24 protein-coding genes are annotated in these 22,539 nt (G+C 69.0%); 14 read left to right on the forward strand and 10 right to left on the reverse strand.

The window, feature by feature from the left end; all coding sequences use genetic code 11:
• Positions 1 to 3: 3 nt before the first annotated feature.
• Positions 4 to 1,698, reverse strand: coding sequence for an acyl-CoA dehydrogenase family protein (locus DR046_RS14810; RefSeq protein ID WP_115383169.1), 1,695 nt, complete (start codon positions 1,696 to 1,698; stop codon positions 4 to 6).
• A gap of 138 nt (positions 1,699 to 1,836) precedes the next feature.
• Here DR046_RS14810 and DR046_RS14815 point away from each other — a divergent pair, with 138 nt between their 5' ends.
• Entirely contained in the window at positions 1,837 to 2,595 is a 759-nt protein-coding gene (locus tag DR046_RS14815; protein ID WP_115383170.1) for a sulfite exporter TauE/SafE family protein, read from the forward strand.
• Positions 2,596 to 2,649: 54 nt separating this feature from the next.
• Here DR046_RS14815 and DR046_RS14820 read toward each other — a convergent pair whose 3' ends face one another.
• Positions 2,650 to 3,153 (reverse strand): DUF3859 domain-containing protein, encoded by a 504-nt coding sequence (locus DR046_RS14820; RefSeq protein WP_115383171.1) that lies wholly within the window; start codon positions 3,151 to 3,153, stop codon positions 2,650 to 2,652.
• Between the two features lie 96 nt (positions 3,154 to 3,249).
• Positions 3,250 to 4,848, reverse strand: a complete 1,599-nt coding sequence (locus DR046_RS14825) for a phosphoenolpyruvate carboxykinase (RefSeq protein ID WP_115383172.1) — start codon at positions 4,846 to 4,848, stop codon at positions 3,250 to 3,252.
• A 302-nt stretch (positions 4,849 to 5,150) separates the two neighbouring features.
• Between DR046_RS14825 and DR046_RS14830 the strand changes: the two genes are divergently transcribed.
• From DR046_RS14830 to DR046_RS14860, 7 genes are all read left to right on the forward strand, one after another.
• Positions 5,151 to 5,852 carry a response regulator transcription factor gene (locus tag DR046_RS14830; RefSeq protein ID WP_115383173.1) on the forward strand — a complete coding sequence of 234 codons (702 nt, stop codon included), beginning with the start codon at positions 5,151 to 5,153 and terminating at the stop codon, positions 5,850 to 5,852.
• 27 nt (positions 5,853 to 5,879) lie between these two features.
• On the forward strand, positions 5,880 to 7,592 hold the full coding sequence (locus DR046_RS14835) for a sensor N-terminal transmembrane domain-containing protein (protein ID WP_245190954.1): 1,713 nt from the start codon (positions 5,880 to 5,882) through the stop codon (positions 7,590 to 7,592).
• Positions 7,495 to 8,031 carry an HPr kinase/phosphorylase gene (locus DR046_RS14840; protein WP_115383175.1) on the forward strand — a complete coding sequence of 179 codons (537 nt, stop codon included), beginning with the start codon at positions 7,495 to 7,497 and terminating at the stop codon, positions 8,029 to 8,031. The genes DR046_RS14835 and DR046_RS14840 overlap by 98 nt, the downstream gene beginning before the upstream one ends.
• A 100-nt stretch (positions 8,032 to 8,131) precedes the next feature.
• Positions 8,132 to 9,061 (forward strand): RNase adapter RapZ, encoded by a 930-nt coding sequence (rapZ, locus tag DR046_RS14845; RefSeq protein ID WP_115383176.1) that lies wholly within the window; start codon positions 8,132 to 8,134, stop codon positions 9,059 to 9,061.
• A complete protein-coding gene (locus DR046_RS14850) occupies positions 9,058 to 9,450 on the forward strand; it encodes a PTS sugar transporter subunit IIA (protein WP_115383177.1) in 393 nt (130 codons plus the stop codon). The genes rapZ and DR046_RS14850 overlap by 4 nt, the downstream gene beginning before the upstream one ends.
• 20 nt (positions 9,451 to 9,470) lie before the next feature.
• Complete coding sequence (locus tag DR046_RS14855) at positions 9,471 to 9,740, forward strand: HPr family phosphocarrier protein (RefSeq protein ID WP_115383178.1); 270 nt, start codon at positions 9,471 to 9,473, stop codon at positions 9,738 to 9,740.
• A 5-nt stretch (positions 9,741 to 9,745) separates the two neighbouring features.
• Positions 9,746 to 10,627, forward strand: coding sequence for a lysophospholipid acyltransferase family protein (locus DR046_RS14860; protein WP_370816268.1), 882 nt, complete (start codon positions 9,746 to 9,748; stop codon positions 10,625 to 10,627).
• Between the two features lie 25 nt (positions 10,628 to 10,652).
• Here the strand turns inward: DR046_RS14860 and DR046_RS14865 are convergent, their stop codons facing one another.
• Positions 10,653 to 11,531, reverse strand: coding sequence for a 3-hydroxybutyryl-CoA dehydrogenase (locus tag DR046_RS14865; RefSeq protein ID WP_115383179.1), 879 nt, complete (start codon positions 11,529 to 11,531; stop codon positions 10,653 to 10,655).
• Positions 11,532 to 11,689: 158 nt separating this feature from the next.
• Between DR046_RS14865 and DR046_RS14870 the strand changes: the two genes are divergently transcribed.
• Positions 11,690 to 12,508: a DUF6473 family protein gene (locus DR046_RS14870; RefSeq protein ID WP_115383180.1), complete on the forward strand. Its 819-nt coding sequence runs from the start codon at positions 11,690 to 11,692 to the stop codon at positions 12,506 to 12,508.
• 63 nt (positions 12,509 to 12,571) lie between these two features.
• Here the strand turns inward: DR046_RS14870 and DR046_RS14875 are convergent, their stop codons facing one another.
• From DR046_RS14875 to DR046_RS14900, 6 genes are all read right to left on the reverse strand, one after another.
• The gene (locus DR046_RS14875; protein ID WP_115383181.1) at positions 12,572 to 13,498 is read right to left on the reverse strand and encodes an electron transfer flavoprotein subunit alpha/FixB family protein; all 927 of its coding nucleotides are present in this window, start codon (positions 13,496 to 13,498) and stop codon (positions 12,572 to 12,574) included.
• A complete protein-coding gene (locus tag DR046_RS14880; protein WP_115383182.1) occupies positions 13,498 to 14,256 on the reverse strand; it encodes an electron transfer flavoprotein subunit beta/FixA family protein in 759 nt (252 codons plus the stop codon). Before DR046_RS14880 ends, DR046_RS14875 begins: the two co-directional genes overlap by 1 nt.
• A gap of 235 nt (positions 14,257 to 14,491) precedes the next feature.
• The gene (locus DR046_RS14885) at positions 14,492 to 15,067 is read right to left on the reverse strand and encodes a cob(I)yrinic acid a,c-diamide adenosyltransferase (protein ID WP_115383183.1); all 576 of its coding nucleotides are present in this window, start codon (positions 15,065 to 15,067) and stop codon (positions 14,492 to 14,494) included.
• Position 15,068: 1 nt separating this feature from the next.
• A complete protein-coding gene (locus DR046_RS14890; RefSeq protein ID WP_115383184.1) occupies positions 15,069 to 15,275 on the reverse strand; it encodes a twin transmembrane helix small protein in 207 nt (68 codons plus the stop codon).
• A 42-nt stretch (positions 15,276 to 15,317) separates the two neighbouring features.
• Positions 15,318 to 16,184 (reverse strand): SDR family NAD(P)-dependent oxidoreductase, encoded by an 867-nt coding sequence (locus DR046_RS14895; RefSeq protein WP_370816267.1) that lies wholly within the window; start codon positions 16,182 to 16,184, stop codon positions 15,318 to 15,320.
• Positions 16,185 to 16,240: 56 nt separating this feature from the next.
• Positions 16,241 to 16,789: an SH3 domain-containing protein gene (locus DR046_RS14900; RefSeq protein WP_115383185.1), complete on the reverse strand. Its 549-nt coding sequence runs from the start codon at positions 16,787 to 16,789 to the stop codon at positions 16,241 to 16,243.
• Positions 16,790 to 16,952: 163 nt separating this feature from the next.
• On the opposite strand from DR046_RS14900, the gene DR046_RS14905 reads away from it, so the two are divergent.
• From DR046_RS14905 to DR046_RS14925, 5 genes are all read left to right on the forward strand, one after another.
• Positions 16,953 to 19,313: a DNA topoisomerase IV subunit A gene (locus tag DR046_RS14905; RefSeq protein ID WP_115383186.1), complete on the forward strand. Its 2,361-nt coding sequence runs from the start codon at positions 16,953 to 16,955 to the stop codon at positions 19,311 to 19,313.
• A complete protein-coding gene (locus tag DR046_RS14910) occupies positions 19,306 to 20,490 on the forward strand; it encodes a DUF898 family protein (protein ID WP_115383187.1) in 1,185 nt (394 codons plus the stop codon). Before DR046_RS14905 ends, DR046_RS14910 begins: the two co-directional genes overlap by 8 nt.
• Positions 20,487 to 21,653, forward strand: a complete 1,167-nt coding sequence (locus DR046_RS14915; protein ID WP_115383188.1) for a M48 family metallopeptidase — start codon at positions 20,487 to 20,489, stop codon at positions 21,651 to 21,653. Before DR046_RS14910 ends, DR046_RS14915 begins: the two co-directional genes overlap by 4 nt.
• Before the next feature lie 55 nt (positions 21,654 to 21,708).
• The gene (locus DR046_RS14920) at positions 21,709 to 22,284 is read left to right on the forward strand and encodes a hypothetical protein (RefSeq protein WP_115383189.1); all 576 of its coding nucleotides are present in this window, start codon (positions 21,709 to 21,711) and stop codon (positions 22,282 to 22,284) included.
• A 146-nt stretch (positions 22,285 to 22,430) separates the two neighbouring features.
• Positions 22,431 to 22,539, forward strand: a 109-nt coding sequence (locus DR046_RS14925; RefSeq protein WP_135227308.1) for a GTP-binding protein, incomplete at its 3' end; no start/stop codon positions are given.

The following is a 22,539-nucleotide window of genomic DNA, read 5'->3' on the forward strand; positions in this document are numbered from 1 at the left end:
CTCTCAGTTCCCTCCTCCGAGCAGGCGTCTCGCGATGACCTGCGCCTGGATCTCGGCTGCGCCCTCGAAGATGTTGAGGATGCGGGCGTCGCAGAGGATGCGGCTGATCGGGTATTCCAGCGCAAAGCCGTTGCCGCCGTGGATCTGCAGCCCGTTATCGGCCGCGGCCCAGGCCACGCGGGCGCCGAGCAGCTTGGCCATGCCGGCCTCGACATCGCAGCGGCGGTCGGCGTCCTTCTCACGGGCCGAGTAGTAGGTGAGCTGGCGCGCGACCATGATCTCGACCGCCATCAGAGCGATCTTGTTGGCGACGCGCGGGAAGGCGATCAGCGGCTTGCCGAACTGCTTGCGCGACTCGGCATAGGACAGGGCCTCGTCCAGCGCGGCTTGCCCCACGCCGATGGCGCGGGCGGCGGTCTGGATGCGCGCGCTCTCGAAGGTCTGCATCAGCTGCTTGAAGCCTTGGCCTTCCTCCTGCCCCAAGAGGTTGGCGCCGTCGACGCGGAAGTCGTCGAAATTGACGGTGTATTCCTTCATCCCGCGATAGCCGAGCACCTCGATCTCGCCGCCCGAGATGCCGGGGTCCTGCCAGGGCGCCTCGTCGGTGCCGGGGGTCTTTTCGGCGAGGAACATGCTGAGGCCACGGTAGTCGGTCGTGTCGGGCACCGTGCGGGCCAGCACGGTCATGACATGGGTGCGGGCGGCATGGGTGATCCAGGTCTTGTTGCCGTTCAGGATCCAGTCGCCGTTCTCGTCCTTCACGGCCTTGGTGCGCAGCGATCCGAGATCGGAGCCGGTGTTCGGCTCGGTGAAGACCGCCGTGGGCAGTGTCTCACCGGAGGCGAGCTTCGGGAGCCAATGCGCCTTCTGCGCGTCGGTGCCGCCGGCCAGCACCAGTTCGGCCGCGATCTCGGAGCGGGTGCCGAGGGAGCCGACGCCGATATAGCCGCGCGACAACTCTTCGGAGACGACGCACATCGCGGCCTTGGGCATGCCGAGGCCACCGAACTCCTCGGGGATGGTCAGGCCGAAGACGCCCATCTCGGACATCTCCTCGATGATCTCCATCGGGATCAGCTCGTCCTTCAGGTGCCACTCGTGGGCGTGGGGGGCGACCTTGTCCTGCGACCAGCGGCGGAACTGGTCGCGGATCATCTCCAGCTCCTCGTCGAGGCCGGAGGCGCCGTAGGTCGTGCTGCCCGCCCGCTCGCGCATCAGCTCCACCAGGCGGGTGCGGGCGGCCTGGCTGTTGCCCTCGTTGCACAGCGTCATGACCTCGGGGACCATCAGGTCGCGCTGGTCGTCCTGGCCGAGCCCCATGTCCTGCGGGCGCAGGATCTCGGTCTGGCTCATGGGCAGGCCGCCGGAGAGCTGCCACAGATACTCGCCGAAGGCGATCTGGTGGATCAGCGCCTCGATCTCGCCGAAGCGGCCGTCCCCGGTCAGGCGCTCGGCCCAGTGCTGCATCTGCGCGAGGGCTTGGGAATAGGTGGCGAGCCAGGCGAGCCCGTGGGCGGCGGTCTGCTCGGCCTCGAGCAGGGCGGCGTCGACGCGGCCCGAGGGGGCGACGCGGGCGCGGACGGACTCCTTCGCCCTGACCTCGAGGGACTGGACGGCGCCGACCGCGGCGCGGGTCAGGTCCAGAAGGTCGGGGAGAAGGGCCTCGGCCCGGGGCATCGTCTGTCCGTCATGGGGCATCGGCCGCCTCCTTGATAGGTGAATCATCCTTCGCAGTTGCAGCGAAACTTAATTCCACCACCCACCCCCGGCAAGGGAAGAAAGTGACCATGCGACTTTGTGTGGTGCCCGTCCCGCCGCAGGCGTAAGGGCAGGCGCATGGACTCGCTGACGCCGCTTTTCTGGACCCTGTCTCTCGGCATCGCCTTCTTCGCGGGGATCGTGAAGGGCGCGATCGGCTTCGCCGTTCCGCTGATCATGATATCGGGCCTGTCGAGCTTTCTCCACCCGCATCTGGCGCTGGCGGGCATGATGATCCCGGTGCTGCTGACCAACCTGTGGCAGGTGTCGCGGTATGGCTGGGTGCCGGCGAAGGAGGGCGCGAAGCTGCACTGGCGCTACATCGTCATCGTCATGATCGCGATCTTCGGGGCGGCCCAGCTGGTGACATCGATCCCGCGGGAGACCTTCTACTTCGTCCTCGGCATCCCGGTGATCGTCCTGTCGCTGATCCAGCTCGTCGGCGTGCGTCTGCACGTCCCGCCCCACCGGCGGGTGCCGGCGGAATGGGCCGCAGGGCTCGTCTCGGGCCTGCTGGGCGGGCTGGCGGGCACCTGGGGGCCGACGACGGCGCTGTATCTGCTGGCGGTGGACACGCCCAAGGCGCGGCAGATGGTGGTGCAGGGCGTGATCTATGGCGCGGGGTCCGTGGTGCTGGTGCTGGCGCATCTGCGGTCGGGCATCCTGAACGGTGAGACAGCGCTGTTCTCGGCGGCGCTGCTGCCTGCGGCGCTCGCGGGGATGGGGGCGGGCTTCCGGCTGCAGGACCGGATGGACCAGGACCTGTTCCGGAAGGCGACGCTGGTGGTGCTGGTCGTGGCCGGGGCGAACCTGCTGCGGAAGGGCCTGGTTGGCTGAGCGGCGGCGTGGGGCCTGACGGGGACCCGGCCTCACCGTCCGGCCGGGCGGTGGTCAGGACATGAACCGGAAGCAGGCCGCCTCGACCGGGCCGCGGCCGCCTTCCGCGGTGACGTCGAAGGGCACCTCGACGACCGGCGCGCCGTCGATCTCGACGCCGAAGGTCCAGGGGCCGGGGACCTTCTCGTAGTCGAACTCGAAGGTGAAGACGTTGATGTTGTCCTCGCCGGGGATGAGGTCCGTCGCCCAGGACTGGCGGGTGACCTGCCGTTCACCCATCGGCGGATGGGTAACGGTGACGCGCACGTCCTGCGCCGGGGTGCCGGGCTTCAGCCCGACGCGGATGCCGAAGCTGAGGTTGGACATGGTCGGCACGGTGCGGGCGTTCAGGTCGAAGACGATCCCGGACTCGATCTGGCGGATCGCGCCGACCTCGGTGTCGGGCGCCTCGACCAGCTCGCCCGTCACGATCCGGGGGCAGACGATGCCCGCCTCCAGGAGCTGCACCTGCGCCGGGGCCTGGGTGGCGATTAGGGCGAGGACGAAGGCGAGGCGCATCGGTGTCTCCCGAATGGAGGCGGGCCGCCCCGGAGGACGGCCCGTCGAGCAAAGCACCCCGGCAGCAGGGGTGCAAGCATCCCCCGGGGGCAGGTCTCAGCCCAGCGCAGCCTGCCGCACGTCGTCGTCGATGTGGTCGACATATTGCGCGAAGTTGTCGGCGAACATGCCGACCAGCTTGGCGGCCTGCGCGTCGTAGGCGGACTTGTCGTCCCAGGTCCGGCGCGGGTCGAGCAGCATGTCCGCCACGCCCGGGCAGCTCAGCGGCACGTCGAAGCCGAAGTTCGGGTCGCGGCGGAACTGGCCACGGGCCAGCGTGCCGTCAAGCGCCGCCGTAAGCAGCGCCCGGGTCGCCTTGATCGGCATCCGGGAGCCGGTGCCGTAGGCGCCGCCCGTCCAGCCGGTGTTCACCAGCCAGCAGTCGGAGCCGTGCTTGGCGATCTTCTGCTGCAATAGCTTGCCATAGACTTCGGGCCGGCGGGGCAGGAAGGGCGCGCCGAAGCAGGTCGAGAAGGTCGGCTGCGGCTCGGTCACGCCGCGCTCGGTCCCCGCCACCTTGGAGGTGAAGCCCGAGAGGAAGTGGTACATCGCCTGCGCGGGCGTCAGCCGCGCGATCGGGGGCAGCACGCCGAAGGCATCGCAGGTCAGCATGACGACGTTCTTCGGATGGCCGCCCAGCGCCGTGGCCGAAGCGTTAGAGATGTAGTCCAGCGGATAGGCGCAGCGCATGTTGGCGGTGATGCTGTCGTCATCGAAGTCGAGCTCCAGCGTCTCGGGATCGAAGACCATGTTCTCGACCACCGTGCCGAACTTGGAGGTCGTGGCGTAGATCTCGGGCTCGGCCTCCTCGCTCAGGTTGATGGTCTTGGCGTAGCAGCCGCCCTCGAAGTTGAAGGTGCCGGTTTCGGACCAGCCATGCTCGTCGTCGCCGATCAGGACGCGGTCCGGAGCGGCCGAGAGCGTGGTCTTCCCGGTGCCCGACAGGCCGAAGAAGACGGCCGTCTCGGTCGGCTTGCCGATGGCGTGGTTGGCCGAGCAGTGCATCGGCATCACGCCCTTCTCGGGCAGGATGTAGTTCAGGAGCGAGAAGACGGATTTCTTGTTCTCGCCCGCGTATTCGGTGCCCGCGATCAGGATCTCCTTCGCCTCGAGGTTCAGGGCGATGACCACGTCCGAGCGGCAGCCGTGGCGCGCGGGATCGGCCTTGAACGAGGGGCAGTTGATGACCGTGAACTCGGGCTCGAAGGTGGCGAGCTCAGACGCCGCGGGCCGGCGCAGCATGTGGCGGATGAAGAGTGAGTGCCAGGCAAGCTCCGTCACGACCCGCACGTCCAGCCGGTGCGCCGGATCGGCGCCGCCATAGAGGTCCTGCACGAAGTAGTCGCGGCCCTTCATGTGCTCGAGCAAGTCGGCGCGCAGGGCGGCGAAGGCCTCGGGCGACATCTCGGCATTCGTCTCCCACCAGATATCGGCCTCGGTGCCGGGCGTGCGGACGACGTGCTTGTCCTTGGGGGAGCGGCCCGTGAACTTGCCGGTCGTCACCAGGAACGATCCCCCGAGGCCCAGCGTGCCCTCGTCGCGGGCGAGCGCTTCCTGGATGATCGCCGGCTCCAGCAGGTTGTAGTAGACCCGACCCAGTCCCGTGATGCCTTGGGCTTCGAGCGTGCGCTGAGGGTTCACGCGGGGATGGGTCATAGAGGCCTCCTACCTGTGCATGACGTAACGGGACAGGGGTCACAAAGGTTCCTCTGCCGTCCCCTCTAGGTAACATGATTGCCAAGCCGTTAAAGTGACGGTTAGCGCAACCATGCCCGGCTGTTTGCGTTATCAGGCCCCGGTCCGGAGCCCGTCCGCCTTAACCCCGCCTTAATGGCGGGGGAGCCACAGTTCGGGGCGCGAATCACCCCGGTCACGAAATGAGTTGATTCCGTCGCGCATTTTCGGAGACTTGGCGGAAAAAACACGGCAGCAATGCAGGCAACAAGAAGGGCAGTCACATGTCGCGGATCGCGCTCGTCGACGACGACAGGAACATCCTGACGTCGGTCTCCATGACTCTTGAAGCGGAAGGCTTCGAGGTCGAAACCTACAATGACGGCCAGTCGGCGCTCGACGCCTTCAACCGTCAGATGCCCGACCTGGGCGTCTTCGACATCAAGATGCCGCGGATGGACGGGATGGACCTGCTGCAGCGGCTGCGGCAGAAATCCTCGGTCCCGGTCATCTTCCTGACCTCCAAGGACGACGAGATCGACGAGGTTCTGGGCCTGCGGATGGGTGCCGACGACTACGTCCGCAAGCCGTTCAGCCAGCGCCTTCTGGTCGAGCGCATCCGCGCCATCCTGCGCCGGCAGGAGGCGATCGCCTCCGACGAGACCGAGGCGCCGGAAGAGACGCAGGTGATGATCCGCGGCGACCTGTCGATGGACCCGCTGCGCCACGCGGTGAAGTGGAAGGGGCGCGACGTGACCCTGACCGTGACCGAGTTCCTGCTGCTGCAGGCGCTTGCCCAGCGGCCGGGCTTCGTGAAGTCGCGCGACCAGCTGATGGACGTCGCCTATGACGACCAGGTCTATGTCGACGACCGCACCATCGACAGCCACATCAAGCGTCTGCGCAAGAAGATGCGCTCCGCCGATCCCGAATTCTCGGCGATCGAGACGCTCTACGGTATCGGCTACCGCTACAACGAGGAATAGGCCGGGCTTATGGCATCGGCGACGGACATGGACATGGCCCCGGAGCGGGCGCCGCGCAGCCGCAACGCGCTCGACGGAGAGGTCGTCCTGGGCGAGGACTGGGAACGGCCCGAAGGCACCGAGGCGGAACTCGCCTCGGCGCGGGAGCGGCGGGGCCTTCTGTCGCTCGACCGCTCGCCGCTGGCGCGGAAGATCATCCTGTTCAACCTGCTCGCGATCCTGCTGCTGGTCGCGGGCGTCCTGTTCCTGAACCCGACCCATGAAAGCCTGGTCATGCAGCGCGAGCGGGGCCTCGTCACCGAGGCCCGGCTCGTCGCCGACGTGCTGGAAGCCTCGCTGCCCGCCGGCGGTCCCGTCAGCTTCGGCGCGGGCGACGGTGTCGACGTGCCCGACCTGCTGTCGCGGATGGACCTGCCGCGCGGCGTCGAGGTCCATGTCTTCGACACTCAGGGCGCGCTGATCGCGCAGGCCGTGGGCGAGACCGAGTCGCGCCCCGTACGCGGGCTGGAGACGCAGGTCCAGCAGACGACGGTCATCACCAGCCTTCTGAACGCGGTGTGGGAAGGGGTCTCGGCCGTCTTCTCGCCCACCCCGGACGAGGCGCCGCGGCCGCTGGCCGTCGCGCGCGACCTCGTCGCGACGGCGCTGCCCGACGAAAGCCAGATCCGCGGCTATCACGGCGAGGCGGGGCAGCTCTACACGGTGACGACGCCCGTCACCGTCGGGGGCCAGGTGATGGGCACCATCGCCGTGACCACCCCCGCCGGCGAGATCGACTCGCTGGTCCGGGCGGAGCGGGAGCAGCTTCTGCAGATGTTCATGATCGCGCTGACGGTATCGATCCTGCTCAGCCTGCTGCTGGCCTCGACCATCGCCAACCCCCTCTCGGACCTGGCCGCCGCGGCGGAGCTCGGGCGCGACAAGCACGCCCGGAAGATGTCGCCGCAGCGCGTGCGCATCCCCGACCTGACCGCGCGACCCGACGAGATCGGGCGCCTGTCGGGCGCGCTGCGCGGGATGATCTCGGCGCTCTACGACCGGATCGACAGCAACGAGCAATTCGCGGCCGACGTCGCGCATGAGATCAAGAACCCGCTGGCGAGCTTGCGCTCGGCCGTGGGCACCATGGCACTCGCCAAGACCGACGAGCAGCGCACCCGCCTGCTGGAAGTGATCGAGCACGACGTGCGCAGGCTGGACCGCCTCGTCTCCGACATCTCCAACGCGTCGCGGCTCGACAGCGAGCTTGTCAAGGAGGAGGAGGAGCCGTTCGACCTCGTGAAGATGCTGCGCAACCTGACCGTCTACCACTCCCAGGAGGCGGAGCTGGAGGGGATCGACTTCATCACCGACCTTCCGAAGGAGCCCATCGTCATCATGGGGCTGGAGGCGCGGCTGGCGCAGGTCTTCGTCAACCTCGTAAGCAACGCGCTGTCCTTCTGCGAAGAGGGCGACGCGGTGCGCGTCTGGCTGCGCCGCCGCGCCAACCGTGTGCTGGTCGTTGTCGAGGATACCGGCCCCGGCATCCCCGAGGCGGCGCTGACCAAGGTCTTCAACCGTTTCTACAGCGAGCGGCCGATGCAGGATTTCGGCAACCACTCGGGCCTGGGCCTCGCCATCTCCAAGCAGATCGTCGAGGCCCATGGCGGCGTCATCTGGGCCGAGAACATCCGCCCCACGGACCTGGACGTCACGTCGGAGCCGCTGGGCGCGCGCTTCGTCGTCGGCCTGCCCGTCTGAGCGCGTGTCCGCGTGGCGGCCCGAAACCCATCGGGTTGGCACCGGCATTCACGCGATCCACGCGACCGCCGTGTCGGTGGCCGGGCGCGGGCTCCTCATCCTCGGGCCGTCGAGGGCGGGGAAGTCGTCGCTCGCCTGTCAGATGATCGCGCTGGGCGCGGCGCTCGTCTCCGACGACCGGGTCGAGATCGGGCCGGGCCCCCGGCTGCGCCGCCCGCCGGAGGGACCCGCGATGATCGAGCTTCGCGGCCTCGGGCTGGTCGCCTGCGCGACCGAAGAGGCCGCGCTCGCCGCCGCACTCCTGCTCGGGCCCTCCGCCGCGCGCCTGCCGGAGCGGGAGACGATCGCGCTGGCGGGTCACGACGTCCCGCTGCTGCGCCATCCTGCCATGCCGGAGCTCGCGGCGAAGCTGATTCTCTGGCTCCGCGCCGCGGCTTGACCGGCCGCGATCACCATTCCGCGACCGTCAGGCGCATTCCTTCAAACTGCCGCGGCGCAGCATTATTTCTGCGGCCTGTCCCCCTTGCCGGAGCCCGAACTTGACCGCTACCGATGCCGCCCCCGATCTGCTGCTCGTGACCGGGCCCTCCGGGGCCGGGCGCACGACTGCGCTGCGCGCGCTGGAAGACAGCGGATGGGAGGTGATCGACAACCTGCCGATGTCGCTGCTCGACCGCCTGCTCTCGACGACGCAGGCGGAGCCGCAGCCGCTTGCCCTCTGCTTCGACGTGCGCAACCGCGACTTCACCGTCGACGGCCTGCTGGCGCGGCTGGCGGCGCTGCGCGCCGATCCGGACATCGCGGCGCGGATGCTCTATCTCGACTGCAGCGCCGACAAGCTGATCGCCCGGTTCTCCGAGACGCGCCGCCGCCACCCGATGGCCCCTTCCGAGGATGCCGAGACCGGCGTCCGGCGCGAGCTCGACCTGATCTCGGACCTGAAGCCGCAGGCCGACATCGCCATCGACACCACGAAGATGACCGTTCACGACCTGAAAGCGGAGGTGACGCGGCTCTTCGGACGGGACGCCGACCTGTCGGTCTCGGTCCAGTCCTTCAGCTACAAGCGCGGCCTGCCGCGCGGGCTGGACATCGTCTTCGACCTGCGTTTCCTCGCCAACCCGCATTGGGTGCCGGAGCTTCGCGCCCATACGGGGCTGCATCCGGACGTCGCCGCGCATGTGACCGGCGACCCCCGCTTCGCCGAGTTCTACGACCGGATGACCGGCCTGATCCTGTCGACGCTGCCCGCCTATCGCGACGAGGGGCGGGCGCATCTGACCATCGGGCTGGGCTGTACCGGGGGCAAGCACCGCTCGGTCGCCGTGACCGAATTGCTCGCGGCCACTCTTGCAGAGGCCGGGTGGCGGGTGTCTAGTCGCCACAGGGAACTGGACCGTCGCGACGCGAGAGGCGACGGTGAAGCCGGGCGGCCCGACTCTCGGGCCGGCGGAGGGAAGACCTTTTGATCGGGATTGTGATCGTCGCCCATGGTGGGCTTGCTGACGAGTATCTGAAGGCCGTCGAACACGTGATCGGGCCGCAAGACGGGGTGCGGGCCATCGCCGTCTCGGCCGCCTGCGACCGGGTCGCCAAGGAGCAGGAGATCTGCCGCGCCGCCGACGCCGTCGACGACGGAGCCGGCGTGGTGGTCGTGACCGACATCTACGGCGGCTCTCCGTCGAACCTGTCGATGAGCGCCTGCCGCCCCGCGAACCGCGTCATCTTCTACGGCGCGAACCTGCCCGCTCTGATCAAGCTGGCGGTAAGCCGCGCCAAGCCGGTCGCCGAGGCCGTGGCCTTGGCCAAGGCCGCCGGAACGCGCTACATGGACATCGCACAGGGACCGGCCGCCTGACTGGCGGTGCGGGAGGGGACATGGCGCGGCGGATACTGGACATCGTGAACGAGAAGGGGCTGCATGCGCGGGCCTCGGCCAAGTTCGTTGAATGCGCGGAACGTTTCGACGCGACCGCCACCGTGAGCCGCAACGGCATGCAGGCCAGCGGCGACTCGATCATGGGCCTGCTGATGCTGGTCGCCGCCTGCGGCACGAAGATCGAGGTCGAGACCCGGGGCCCCGAGGCCGATGCGCTGATGGATGCGCTGGCGGCCCTGGTCGCCGGCAAGTTCGGAGAGGACATGTGAGCGATATCAGCCTTCTGCGGGAGCAGCCCGACCCGCCGAAGGTGGATGCCGCCCCTGGCCCGCCCGACGACTACGTCCCCTACGACCGCACCAAGCTGAGCTATGCGGGCACTTTCACCGATCCGCGCCGCGCCGCCGTGATCCGAACGATGGAGTGGCTGACCGGCAAGGCTCGGCTGCTCTACCTCATCCGCAAGTTCGAGCGGGAGGGCGTCGAGGAGGGCCAGGCCTTCTTCACCCACGCCCTGCGCGTCATGGGCATCCGCATCGACACTCCGAAAGAGCAGATCGCCCGCATCCCCGCCACCGGCCCCCTGGTCGTGGTCGCCAACCACCCCCACGGGCTGGTCGACGGGATGGTGCTGGCCGAGCTGATCGGCCGGGTGCGGACCGACTACAGGATCCTGACCCGGTCGCTGCTGACCGGAGTGCCCGAGATCGGGCAGTTCATGATCCCGGTTCCTTTCCCGCACGAGGCCGACGCGCGGGAGCGGAACCTGGACATGCGGCGGGCGACGATGGCGCATCTGTCGGACGGGGGCGCGATCGTGCTGTTCCCCTCTGGCTCCGTCGCCTCGTCCGAGACGGCCTGGGGCCCGGCCGTCGAGAAGGAGTGGAACCCCTTCACCGCAAAGATCATCCGGCTCAGCGGCGCGACGATCCTGCCGATCCATTTCGCAGGCGCGAACTCCCGCGCCTATCAGGTCGCCAACCGGCTGTCGGCGACACTGCGCCAGGGGCTGCTTCTGCACGAGGTCGTGCACGCGCTGAACCGCCCGCAGGCGCCGGTGATCCGCAAGGCGATCCGCCCGGCGGAATGGGGGCCGCAGGCGGGCCAGCCGACGGAGTTCATGGCCTGGCTGCGGGCGCGGACGCTGGACGGCTGATCGCCGCCGGGTCCGCGTCCCCGATCTAGCGGGTCGGGACGGGATCGCCCTCGCCGCGGTAGTCATAGAAGCCGCGCTGCGTCTTGCGACCCAGCCAGCCGGCCTCGACATATTTCACCAGCAGCGGGCAGGGCCGGTACTTGGTGTCCGCCAGCCCGTCATGCAGCACGTTCATGATCGCAAGGCAGGTGTCGAGCCCGATGAAGTCCGCAAGCTCCAGCGGTCCCATCGGGTGGTTCGCGCCGAGCTTCATCGAGGTGTCGATCGAGCGGATCGTGCCGACGCCCTCGTAGAGGACATAGACCGCCTCGTTGATCATCGGCATCAGGATGCGGTTGACGATGAAGGCCGGAAAATCCTCGGCCGAGGCGGCCTGCTTGCCCAGCCGGTCGACCACCGACTTGCAGGCGGCGAAGGTTTCCTCGTCGGTGGCGATGCCGCGGATCAGCTCGACGAGCTGCATCACCGGCACCGGGTTCATGAAGTGGAAGCCCATGAACTTCTGCGGCCGATCGGTGCGCGAGCCGAGCCGCGTGATCGAGATGGACGAGGTGTTCGAGGTCAGGATCGTGTCCGGCCCGAGATGCGGGACGAGCTCCTCGAAGATCGCCTGCTTGACGGTCTCGCGCTCGGTCGCGGCCTCGATGATGAGGTCGCACTTGGCACAGTCGATCAGGGTCGGGGTGGTGCGGATGCGGGCGAGGGCGGCGTCGCGTTCCGCGCTCTCGATCTTCTCGCGCGAGACCTGGCGGTCGAGGTTCTTCTCGATCAACTCCATGGCGGCGCGCAGCGCTTCTTCGCTGACATCCGTCAGGACGACGTCGTAGCCGGCCAGGGCGCAGACATGGGCGATGCCGTTGCCCATCTGACCGGCGCCAACGATGCCGATGCTGCCGATCTCCATGATGGTCCCTCCGGTTCGAACGCGGCGACCATATCAGCGGGGCGGGTCGCCGCAAGCGCCGAGCATTCGAGACGAATGCACGCGTCAACCACTCGTCAACCCGCAGGTGCGCAGGGTGGCCAAGGCCATGCGAATCGCCGCGATGATCGGGAAGGATGATGAGCTACGACCGGGACGACCTGCCGCTCGACTATTACCCGTGCCGCTACGGGGCGTCCCGGATCGCGTTCCGCGGTCCCCGGGTCGAGCTGAAGCAGCCCTATACGGTGGTGCTGGGCGGAAGCGAGGTCTACGGCAAGCATGTCGAGGACCCGTTCTGCGACCGCGTGGCGGAGCTGACGCGCCGCCGCATCGTCAACCTGGGCGTCCATAATGGAGGGCTCGACGTCTTCGCCCGCGACGACGCGCTGCATCCCGTGATCGCCGGGGCCGAGACGGTCGTCCTTCAGGCGATGGGCGCGGCGAACCTGTCGAACCGCTTCTACACCGTGCATCCACGTCGCAACGACCGGTTCCTGCGCCATTCCGTCCTGATGGAGACCCTGTTCCACGAGGTCGATTTCAGCGACTTCGCCTTCACGCGGCACATGCTGACGACGCTGCGGCTGTGCAGCCCCCAGAGGTTCGCCGTCGTCACCCGCGAGCTGGAGGAGGCCTGGATCGCCCGCATGCGCCTGCTGCTGTCGCGCATCCCGGGGCAGAAGATCCTGCTCTGGATCGAGGACGCGAGCGGGGACGATCTTGCTGCGGCGCCGTGCTTCGTCTCGGTCGACATGATGCAGAAGCTGACGCCGATGGTCGACAAGCTGGTGCATTGCGACGTGACCGACGACATGGCCGGGCGTAGGCTGGATGGCCTTCTCTACGCGGAGGAGGAAGAGGCGGCGGCGCTGGCTGCCTTCCCCTCTGCCGCGCATGAGCGGGTCGGCGTCGCGCTGGCCAAGGCGCTGGGCTGGCGCGGCCAGGTCGCGGCCTGAAACGGACATCGCCGCGACCCCGGGCGGGACCGCGGCGATGTGGATCCTGTCGCCGAGACGGCGTCAGAGCTTCTCGGTCAGTTCCGGCACGATGGTGAAGAGGTCGCCGACCAGGCCGTAATCGGCGACCTGGAAGATCGGCGCCTCTTCGTCCTTGTTGATCGCGACGATGATCTTCGAGTCCTTCATCCCCGCGAGGTGCTGGATCGCCCCCGAGATGCCGACCGCGATGTAGAGGTCGGGTGCGACGACCTTGCCGGTCTGCCCGACCTGCCAGTCGTTCGGGGCATAGCCCGAGTCGACCGCCGCGCGGGACGCGCCGACGGCGGCGCCCAGCTTGTCGGCCAGCTTCTCGACGATCTTGAAGTCCTCTTCGGAGCCGATGCCGCGCCCGCCGGAGACGACGATCCCGGCTGAGGTCAGTTCGGGCCGGTCGCTCTCGGCGACCTTGTCCTCGACCCACTCGCTGAGGCCCGGGTTCTGGGCGGCCGACACGATCTCGACCGGGGCGGAATTGCCGGTGCCTGCCGCGTCGAAGGTCGAGGTGCGGATCGTCATCACCTTGGTCGCGTCCGAGGACTTGACCGTCTGCACGGCGTTGCCCGCATAGATCGGACGCTCGAACGTGTCGGCATCGACGATGCCGGTGACGTCCGACAGGATCATCACGTCCAGCAGGGCGGCGATGCGCGGCATCACGTTCTTGGCGTCCGTCGTCGAGGGCGCGAGGATGTGGCTGTAGTCGCCCGCGAGCGACACGACCAGTGCCGCCGTCGGCTCGGCCAGGCGGTGGCCCAGGGACGGATCCTCGGCGACCAGCACCTTCGAGACGCCGTCGAGCGTCGCCGCCGTCTCGCCCGCCGCCGCGGCCGAGGCCCCGGCGCAGAGCAGCGTGACGTCGCCCAGCTTCACCGCCGCCGTCAGCGCCTTGGAGGTCGCGTCGACGTTGAGCTCGCCATTGGTCACTTCACCGATCAGAAGAACCGCCATCAGACCGCCCCCGCTTCCTTGAGTTTCGCCACCAGCTCGTCCACGTCCTTGACCATTTCGCCGGCCTTGCGGACCGGGGGCTCTGCGGTCTTGACGATCTCGAGCCGGGGAGTGACGTCGACGCCGTAATCGGCAGGTGTCTTCTCATCCAGAGGCTTCTTCTTCGCCTTCATGATGTTCGGCAGCGAGGCGTAGCGCGGCTCGTTCAGGCGCAGATCGACGGTGACGATCGAGGGCATCTTCACCTTGATCGTCTGCAACCCGCCATCGACCTCACGGGTGACGACGGCATGCTCGCCCTCGACATTGACCTCGGAGGCGAAGGTCGCCTGGGACCAGCCCAGCAGCGCGGACAGCATCTGGCCGGTCGCGTTCATGTCGTTGTCGATGGCCTGCTTGCCCGCGAGCACGAGGCCCGGCTGCTCTTCCTCGATCACGCCCTTGAGGATCTTGGCCACGGCGAGCGGCTCGATGTCCTGATGGACGTCGTCGGTGGCGACCACCAGGATCGCGCGGTCCGCGCCCATGGCGAGCGCGGTACGCAGCGTCTCCTGCGCCTGCTTCACGCCGATCGAGACGGCGACCACCTCATCGGCCACGCCCTTCTCCTTCAGGCGGATGGCTTCCTCGACGGCGATCTCGTCGAAAGGGTTCATCGACATCTTCACGTTGGCGAGGTCCACGCCGGACCCGTCGGCCTTGACCCGGACCTTCACGTTGTAGTCGATCACCCGCTTCACGGGCACGAGCACTTTCATGGCGTTCCTCCTTCGCGATCTTTGGCGCGGGTCTAGCGCGTCGTCGCAGGGGCGGACAGTCTCAAAACGACGCGGCGGGGCCATCTGACGCAATGTCTTGACGTGCACGTCACGAATCCCGCCCCTCCTGTGCGTGGACTGGGGGGAGGGGGCTCTGCCCCCGCTCGCTTCGCTCGCCCCCCGGCATATTTGAGGAGCATCGAAAGGGAAACCGGCGCGACGCGCCCCCGCCGGGCTAAGTCCGGTTCGCCCCCGGAACCCACAAGACGTCCGCGCGGCCGTCGTCGTTGGCGATGCGCGAGGCGACGAAGAACCAGTCGGACAGGCGGTTGAGATAGCGCACCGCCGCCTCGTTCACGTCCTCGGTCCCGGCGAGTGCGACGCAGAGGCGCTCGGCCCGGCGCGTGACCGTCCGGCAGAGATGCAGATGTGAGGAGAGCGCGCTGCCGCCGGGCAGGACGAAGCTGCGCAGCGGCTCCAGCGCCTCGTTCATCGCGTCGATTTCGGCTTCCAGCCGGTCGACCTGGCCGGCCGTCATGCGCAGCGGCGGGTATTCCGCCTCGGCGTCTTTCGCCATGTCGGGGCGGCAGAGATCGGCGCCGAGGTCGAAGAGGTCGTTCTGGATCGCGGCCAGAAGCGCGTCCATTTCACCGCCGGCATGCAGCCGGGCCATGCCAATCGTGGCGTTTGCCTCGTCCACGGTCCCGTAGGCCTCGACCCGGGGGGAGGTCTTCGGCACGCGGACGCCATTGCCCAGCGCGGTCGTCCCGGCGTCGCCGGTCCTGGTGTAGATCTTCGACAGGACGACCATCTCAGGCCCCCCGCCCGCGCAACCAGACGAAGCCCAGAAGCAGCGCGACGGCGATGAACTGCGCGATGATCCGCCAGCGCATCATCCGGTTGCCGTGCTTGGCGTTGAACGCGCCGCCCTTGGCGAAGCCGCCGATCCCGACGAGCAGGATCACGACCACCGCGAGGCAGGCGGCGGCCACGACGTAGAAGAGGGGATCGTCGGTCATGAGGTCTCCTTGTGTCCGTCCTCCGAAACCTAGGGGCCTCGGTCAGCGTTTCGAGAGGATTCGGTCCAGCGCCTGCGTCGGCAACAGCCGCTTCATCGCCCCCGCGAAATGGGTCGGCGTCGTGACGTAGTAGCGCGCGCGGGGCCGGGGCGCCTCGACGGCGTGGATCAGCTTCGCGGTCACGGCGGAGGGCGGAAGCTCGAACCGGTCGACCTTGTCCGAGCCGAGCCGCGCGATCTGCGCCTCGTAGTCGCGCGCGCGCGGGGCGCCCTTCCAGTCGATCCATCTCTCGAACTGGCGCCGGGCGTTGCGCCGGAACTCGGTGGTGATCGGGCCGGGCTCGATCAGCGAGACATGGATGCCCGTGCCTGCCATCTCCATCCGCAGCGTGTCCGTCAGCCCCTCCAGCGCGAACTTCGTGGCGTTGTAGCTGCCCCGCCAGGGCATCGCGGTGATGCCAAGGACGCTGGAGCATTGCACGATCCGCCCGCCGCCCTGCGCCCGCATGATCGGGAGGACGCGGCGGGTCAACGCGTGCCAGCCGAAGAAGTTGGCCTCGAAAATGGCGCGCAGCGCGTCGGTCGGCAGGTCCTCGACCAGCCCCGGAATGGCATAGGCCCCGTTGTTGAAGAGCGCGTGGAGCGTGCCGCCCGTCTCGTCGGCGATGCGGTCGAGCGCGGGGCCGAGGGTGCGGCCGTCCTCGTAGTCGATCCGCGGCGACGACAGCCCCTCCGCCTCCAGGCGTGCGCAGTCCTCGGCCTTGCGGCAGGCGGCGAAGACCTTCCATCCGCGCGCGGCCATCGTCCGTGCCGCGTCGAGCCCGATACCGCTGGAACAGCCGGTGATGAGAATGCTGCGCCTGTGCACCGCCGCCTCCGATTCGTGGATCTCGGCGGTGCTATGGGCCATGGGCCGGGTACACGAAAGGGCGCCCGGTCCCGGACGCCCCCGCCTCGCTGCGGCGATCAGCTCTGTTCGAGGAAGCGGGCGGCCATGAAGCCGGTCAGGCCGGTCGAGACGTCGCGGATCTCCTGCCAGCCATCGACCGGCTCGCCGATGGCTTCGGCGAGCGTGCCGCGCGGCAGGCTGTCGACCACGTCGTTCGAGGTGGACGGGCCGGAGCGCATGTTGACCCGGCTGCCGGTGACGCGCAGCAGGCCCTCGGTGCCCGGCTCCGCTGCCGCGGCGGTCTCGGGGGTCGCGGCCGCTGCCGGGGCGACGAGGCTTACAACGACCGGCTCGCCGATCAGGCGCGGGGTGGGGGCGCTGGGAGCGGGCGCCGAGGCGGCGACCACAGCCGGATCGGGCGCGGCGACCACGGTGCGGGTCACCTGCGGCTCGGACGGACTGAGGCCGAGGATCGTCGGGCGGTCGAACTCGGCGGTCTCGGTCGGGACGACGGAGGCGATCACGGGCGTCGCCACGTCCCTTTCGAGGTCGTTCTCGATCGGCTGGCCCCAGATGACGAACCCGACATAAAGCGCCGCGGCGAGCGTGAAGGTCAGTTTCATCATGGTGGAATCCTCCGGCAGGAAAACGCGAATCTGCTAATCAAACACCGACCGCTCTAGCCGGTTCCCTCGGGGCTGAGCCAGTCGCATTAACCATACCACGGAGGGGCGGCAATTCGAACCCGTGTTCTTGTGATGTTTCGGCCTCAAGGCTAAGTCCTGCGCCATGACCCCGCCAGACGACGACCCAGATCGGACCCCGACCGATCCCGCCCCCGAGGACAGCGTCACCGCCGAACCGCTGTCGCGGGCGATCGGTGACCGCTACCTGACCTATGCGCTCAGCACGATCATGCACCGCGCGCTGCCGGACGCGCGCGACGGGCTGAAACCCGTGCATCGCCGCATCCTCTACGCCATGCGCGAGTTGCGGCTGGCCTCCAACGGGGGGTTCCGCAAGTCGGCCAAGATCTCGGGCGACGTGATGGGGAACTACCACCCGCACGGCGACGCCGCGATCTACGACGCGATGGCGCGGCTCGCGCAGGATTTCGCGGTTCGCTATCCGCTGGTGGACGGGCAGGGGAACTTCGGCAATATCGACGGCGACAACCCCGCCGCCGCCCGCTACACCGAAGCCCGGATGACCGCCGCCGCCGAGGCCCTGCTGGAGGGGCTGGCCGAGGACGCGGTGGACTGGCGCGACAACTACGACGGCACCTTGCGAGAGCCGGTCGTCCTGCCCGCCGCCTTCCCGAACCTGCTGGCCAACGGCGCCGCCGGCATCGCCGTCGGGATGGCGACCAACATCCCGCCCCACAACCTCGACGAACTGATCGCGGCCTGCCTGCACCTCATCAAGGCGCCAAACGCCCGCGACGAGACTCTGGTGGAGCATATCCCCGGCCCCGACTTCCCCACCGGCGGCATCATCGTGGAGCCGCGCGAGGCGATCCTGGAGGCCTACCGCACGGGCCGCGGCGCCTTCCGGCTGCGCGCGCGCCACGTGATCGAGGATCTGGGCAAGGGCCAGTGGCAGATCGTCGTGACCGAGATCCCCTATCAGGTGCAGAAGGGGAAGCTGATCGAGAAGCTGGCCGAGCTTGTCCTGCAGAAGAAGGTCCCGATCCTGGCCGATGTCCGGGACGAGAGCGCCGACGACATCCGCATCGTGCTGGAGCCACGGACGCGCAACGTCGATCCGGACGTGCTGATGTCGACGCTCTACCGCCTGTCGGAGCTGGAGACGCGCTTCCCGCTCAACATGAACGTGCTGATCGACGGGGTCACGCCGCGCGTCTGCAGCTTGCGCGAGGTGCTGCAGGCCTTCCTCGACCACCGCCGCGACGTGCTGCTGCGGCGGTCGCGCCACCGGATCGGCAAGATCGACCACCGGCTGGAAGTGCTGGAGGGGTTCATCCTCGCCTATCTCAACCTCGACCGGGTCATCGACATCATCCGCTACGACGACGCCCCGAAGGAGGCGCTGATGGCGGAGCAATGGTCGTCCGCCTACCGCCGCGCGACGGACGAATCCGACTATGTCTCGCCGCTGCCCGCGAAGGGCGAGCCGCAGCTTTCGGACGTTCAGGCCGAGGCGATCCTCAACATGCGCCTGCGTGCGTTGCGGAGGCTGGAGGAGATGGCGCTTCTGAAGGAGCGGGACGCGCTGATGGAGGAGCGGGCAGGGCTTCAGGACCTGCTCGACGACGATGACCTGCAGTGGAAGGCTATCTCGGCCGAGCTGCGCGAGGTCCGCAAGCTGATGGGCAAGTCGACCGAGGCCGGGCGCCGCCGCACCGATTTCGCCGAGGCGGTCGAGGTGGCCGATGTCCCGCTGGAGGCGATGATCGAGCGCGAGCCGATCACCGTCGTCTGCTCCCAGATGGGCTGGATGCGCGCGCTGTCGGGCCACCAGCCGCTCGAGAAGGAGCTGAAATACAAGGACGGCGACGGGCCCGCCTTCGTCTTCCACGCCGAGACGACCGACAAGCTGATCGTCTGGGGCTCGGACGGCCGGGCCTATACGCTGCAGGCCAGCCAGCTTCCGGGCGGGCGCGGCATGGGCGAGCCCTTGCGGCTGATGGTCGACATCCCGCAGGAGACGCGGATCGTCGACCTGTTCATCCACGCCCCCGGCCGCAAGCTGTTGCTGGCATCCACGGCGGGGGACGGGTTCGTCTGCCCCGAGGACGAGATGCTCGCCTCCAAGCGGGCGGGCAAGCAGGTGCTGAACGTGCGCGGCGACGTGAGCGCCCTGCGCCCCGTGACGGCCCAGGGCGACCACGTCGCCACCATCGGCGACAACCGCAAGATGCTGGTCTTCCCGCTGTCCGAGCTGCCGGAGATGCCGCGCGGCAAGGGCGTGCGGCTGCAGCGGTTCAAGGACGGGGGCCTTGCGGACCTGACCTGCCTGACGCTTGCCGATGGCCTGCGCTGGGTGACCGAGAAGGGCCAGAACCGCCACCAGCAGGACCTGTCGGAATGGGTGGGCGCGCGGGCGCAGGCGGGGCGGATGGCGCCCCGCGGCTTCCCGCGGGACAACCGGTTCCAGGCGCCGCCTGCCACCGCCACGCCCGATGGCTGACGGCACCGCCCTCGACCGGATGGGGGCCGAGGTGCTGGGTTCCCGCGGGGCGCTGTTTTCGCTGGTATTCCGGACGACCGGCCTGACGGTGCTGACCCTGGGCGTCTATTCGTTCTGGGCGCGCACGCGGGTGCGGCGCTGGCTGTGGTCGGCGCTGCGGGTGGGCGGCTCGCCTTTCGAATACGTGGGCCAGCCGCTCGAGAAGCTGATGGGCTTCGTCATCGCGGCGGTGATCGTGGCGGTCTATCTGGGCCTGATCGTAATGGTCCTGATCTTCGTCTCGCTCAACCTTTTCGAGAGCCCGGGGCCCGGCACCGCAGCGGCCTTCGCGCTGCTGCTGCCGGTCTACTGGTTCGCGCAGTACCGGGGCATGCGCTACCTGCTCAACCACACCCGCTGGCGCGGCATCGCCTTCTCGATGAAGCCCGGGGCGTGGCGCTACACGGGGCTGGCGCTTCTCTGGACGCTGCTGTCGATCCTGAGCCTCGGCCTGCTCTGGCCCGTGCGCCAGCAGCGGCTCTGGCGCTTCCGCGCGCGCCGCAGCTTCTACGGCGACGACCACTTCCGCCTGACGCTGCCCGCGCGGCGCCTGATCCCGCCCTTCCTGCCCGCGCTGGCGGGCATCTGGGGGCTGGTCGCCACGACCTATATCGTCGGCGGGATGGAGCGGGAGGATCACGCCTGGCTCTACCTCCTCTTCGGGCCGCTCGCCTTCTTCGGCTGGGTCCACTGGAAGGTCGTGTCGTTCCGCCTGCTGGCCTCGTCGCTGGTCTTCGCGTCCGGTGCGGGCCTGACGGTGCAGCCCCGCACCGGACGCGTCATCGGCATTCATCTGGGCGGCTGGCTCGCCGTTTGCGCAGTGCTGATCGCCGCGGCCTTCGGCGCGGCCATGGCTTTCGGCTTCCTCGCCGTCAGCGCCCTGCCGCAGCTCGAGGACATCGAGAACCTCGACCCGGCCTGGTTCGTCGCCTTTGGCCTGCTGTTCTATTTGACCTTCTTCCTCGGCCGCGGCGCACTGCGCCTCGTCTTCGTGACCTATCCGCTGATCCGCCATGTCGGCGATACGCTGCAGCTGCGCGGCGCCGCCGAGGTCAACGCCGTCCGCAAGGGGGAATCCGCGCATATGCACGATGCCGACGGCTTCGCGAACCTGTTCGACATGGGGTCGGGGATATGACCGGCCCCTGGGCCAGGCCCGCGCCCGAGCCATCGCTCGCGCCCGACCCGGACGCGCCGGTCTTCGCCGACTATTTCGACGGCGCCCGCGCCCTGCGCCAGCGGGCGCAGATTCGGGCCGAGACCGGCGATCGCGGCCGCGTCCTGCTGATCGAGACCCCTTCGGGCGAGCAGGTCCGCTGGCCCGTCCGCCGCATCCGCCTGCTGCCCGACCAGGCGCCGGGCGGCGCGCTGTCCTACGGGCTTTCGACCGGTGACGCCGCCCGGCTCGTCGTCGAGGACCCGGAGGCGCGGGAGCTGATCCACGATCTCGACCCCGCGACCCGGAACCGGCTGCCCGGCCCGCCGCTCTGGCGGCGCGCGCTGCTCGTCTCGGCGGCGGGGGCAGGGGCGCTGGCGCTTCTGCTGTTCGTGGTGCTGCCGGGGCTTGCGGGCCTGCTCGCCCGCTTCATGGATGCCGAGGCCGAGGCCGCCATGGGCGAGATCCATTACGAGCAGACCCGCCTGATGTTCTCGCAGGATTTCGAGCCTCTGCGCGAGTGCGACGACCCGGCCGGGACCGCCGCGCTGGAGGCGATGACCGCGCGCGTGGCCGAAGGGGTCGAGCTGCCCTATCCCCTGCGGGTCGAGGTGCTGGACGACAGCGCCAACCCGACGCTCAACGCCTATGCGGTGGCCGGGGGCCGGATCACCTTCTTCAACTCGATGATCGAGGCGGCGGAGCGCCCGGAGGAGATCGCCGCAGTGCTCGCGCACGAGCTGGGCCATGTGGTCAACGACGATCCCGTCCGGCACACCCTGCAGGCCGCGTCCGGCCTCGCCGTCATCTCGGTGCTGATCGGCGACGTGACCGGCGGCGGCATCCTCGGCGGCACGCTGGGCCTCGCCGTCGCCTCGGGCTATTCCCGCGACGCGGAGCTTGCCGCCGACGCCTTCGCCGCGCGGCAGCTGCGCGAGGTCGGCCTGCCGCCCTCGGCCCTGGGCACCATGTTCGAGCGGCTGCGCGACCGCTACGGGGATGTCGAGGGGCTGCTCGCCCATCTCAGCACCCATCCCGCGCTCGCCGACCGGATCGAGAGCGCCGGCGCGGCGGGCGACCCGCCGCCGGGGGTGCCAGCGCTGACGCCGAAGGCATGGGCGGCGCTGAAGGGCATCTGCGGCTGAGTTGCCAGCGGCGGGCGCCTCGACTATCCCGCCTCCGACCCGCAGGGAGAGAGACATGACACGACTGACGCGCCGCGCCTTCTCCGGCCTGAGCCTTGCGGGCGCTGGGGCGCTGGCGGGCTGCGCCGTGCCCGACCCGCTCGAGTCCGAGATGCGCCCGATGGGCGATTTCGAGCTGGCCTATACGGTCGTCGTCACCGACAACATCAAGAAGGTCCCGCCGTCCCGCGACGCAGACCCCGCCGCGTGGCAGCGGGTGATGACCTCGGAGCTCGAACGTCGTTTCGGCCGCTACCGCGGGGGCAAGCAATATGTCGTGGCTCTGGCCATCGACGGCTATGCGCTGGCGCCGCCGGGCATCCCGATCGTGCTGACGCCGAAGTCGATCCTGATCGTGACCGCCAATGTCTGGGAGGCGGATCCCCAGCGCAAGATCGCCGGGCCCGAGCAGATCACCGCCTTCGAGGGGGCCAACACGCTGTTCCTCGGCTCCGGCATCATGAAGGACGCGGACGAGCAGATGGTGACGCTCGCGCGCAACGTCGCCTTCAAGATCCAGTCCTGGATGCTGCGCAACGGCGAGCTCTTCGGCCTGCCGCCCGGGTCCGGCGGCCCAGCCCCGGACGCCTGAGGGCCTTCGAGAGTGCGGCAGGCGTCTTGCGCTTGGCCGACGGCCCCGCTAGACGGCGCGCGATACGGAATCCGGGTCTCCGGGACCGGCGCCAACCACGTAGGGGCGTGCCCGTCACGCCCCGCCCAGACGAGAGGAGACCTTCGATGGCGAAGGCAAAGTTCGAACGCACGAAGCCGCACGTGAACATCGGGACGATCGGCCACGTGGACCACGGCAAGACGACGCTGACGGCGGCGATCACGAAGTATTTCG

Origin of the sequence: Jannaschia formosa (assembly GCF_003340555.1) — a bacterium.
GTDB classification, from domain to species: Bacteria; Pseudomonadota; Alphaproteobacteria; order Rhodobacterales; family Rhodobacteraceae; genus Jannaschia; species Jannaschia formosa.

What these genes read in the sequence shown, in the direction of transcription:
- DR046_RS14810 (WP_115383169.1), bottom strand. Translation starts at nt 1,698, where the DNA reads ATGCCCCATGACGGACAGACGATGCCCCGGGCCGAGGCCCTTCTCCCC.
- DR046_RS14815 (WP_115383170.1), top strand. Translation starts at nt 1,837, where the DNA reads ATGGACTCGCTGACGCCGCTTTTCTGGACCCTGTCTCTCGGCATCGCC.
- DR046_RS14820 (WP_115383171.1), bottom strand. Translation starts at nt 3,153, where the DNA reads ATGCGCCTCGCCTTCGTCCTCGCCCTAATCGCCACCCAGGCCCCGGCG.
- DR046_RS14825 (WP_115383172.1), bottom strand. Translation starts at nt 4,848, where the DNA reads ATGACCCATCCCCGCGTGAACCCTCAGCGCACGCTCGAAGCCCAAGGC.
- DR046_RS14830 (WP_115383173.1), top strand. Translation starts at nt 5,151, where the DNA reads ATGTCGCGGATCGCGCTCGTCGACGACGACAGGAACATCCTGACGTCG.
- DR046_RS14835 (WP_245190954.1), top strand. Translation starts at nt 5,880, where the DNA reads ATGGACATGGCCCCGGAGCGGGCGCCGCGCAGCCGCAACGCGCTCGAC.
- DR046_RS14840 (WP_115383175.1), top strand. Translation starts at nt 7,495, where the DNA reads ATGGCGGCGTCATCTGGGCCGAGAACATCCGCCCCACGGACCTGGACG.
- DR046_RS14855 (WP_115383178.1), top strand. Translation starts at nt 9,471, where the DNA reads ATGGCGCGGCGGATACTGGACATCGTGAACGAGAAGGGGCTGCATGCG.
- DR046_RS14865 (WP_115383179.1), bottom strand. Translation starts at nt 11,531, where the DNA reads ATGGAGATCGGCAGCATCGGCATCGTTGGCGCCGGTCAGATGGGCAAC.
- DR046_RS14870 (WP_115383180.1), top strand. Translation starts at nt 11,690, where the DNA reads ATGAGCTACGACCGGGACGACCTGCCGCTCGACTATTACCCGTGCCGC.
- DR046_RS14875 (WP_115383181.1), bottom strand. Translation starts at nt 13,498, where the DNA reads ATGGCGGTTCTTCTGATCGGTGAAGTGACCAATGGCGAGCTCAACGTC.
- DR046_RS14880 (WP_115383182.1), bottom strand. Translation starts at nt 14,256, where the DNA reads ATGAAAGTGCTCGTGCCCGTGAAGCGGGTGATCGACTACAACGTGAAG.
- DR046_RS14885 (WP_115383183.1), bottom strand. Translation starts at nt 15,067, where the DNA reads ATGGTCGTCCTGTCGAAGATCTACACCAGGACCGGCGACGCCGGGACG.
- DR046_RS14890 (WP_115383184.1), bottom strand. Translation starts at nt 15,275, where the DNA reads ATGACCGACGATCCCCTCTTCTACGTCGTGGCCGCCGCCTGCCTCGCG.
- DR046_RS14895 (WP_370816267.1), bottom strand. Translation starts at nt 16,184, where the DNA reads ATGGCCCATAGCACCGCCGAGATCCACGAATCGGAGGCGGCGGTGCAC.
- DR046_RS14900 (WP_115383185.1), bottom strand. Translation starts at nt 16,789, where the DNA reads ATGATGAAACTGACCTTCACGCTCGCCGCGGCGCTTTATGTCGGGTTC.
- DR046_RS14905 (WP_115383186.1), top strand. Translation starts at nt 16,953, where the DNA reads ATGACCCCGCCAGACGACGACCCAGATCGGACCCCGACCGATCCCGCC.
- DR046_RS14910 (WP_115383187.1), top strand. Translation starts at nt 19,306, where the DNA reads ATGGCTGACGGCACCGCCCTCGACCGGATGGGGGCCGAGGTGCTGGGT.
- DR046_RS14915 (WP_115383188.1), top strand. Translation starts at nt 20,487, where the DNA reads ATGACCGGCCCCTGGGCCAGGCCCGCGCCCGAGCCATCGCTCGCGCCC.
- DR046_RS14920 (WP_115383189.1), top strand. Translation starts at nt 21,709, where the DNA reads ATGACACGACTGACGCGCCGCGCCTTCTCCGGCCTGAGCCTTGCGGGC.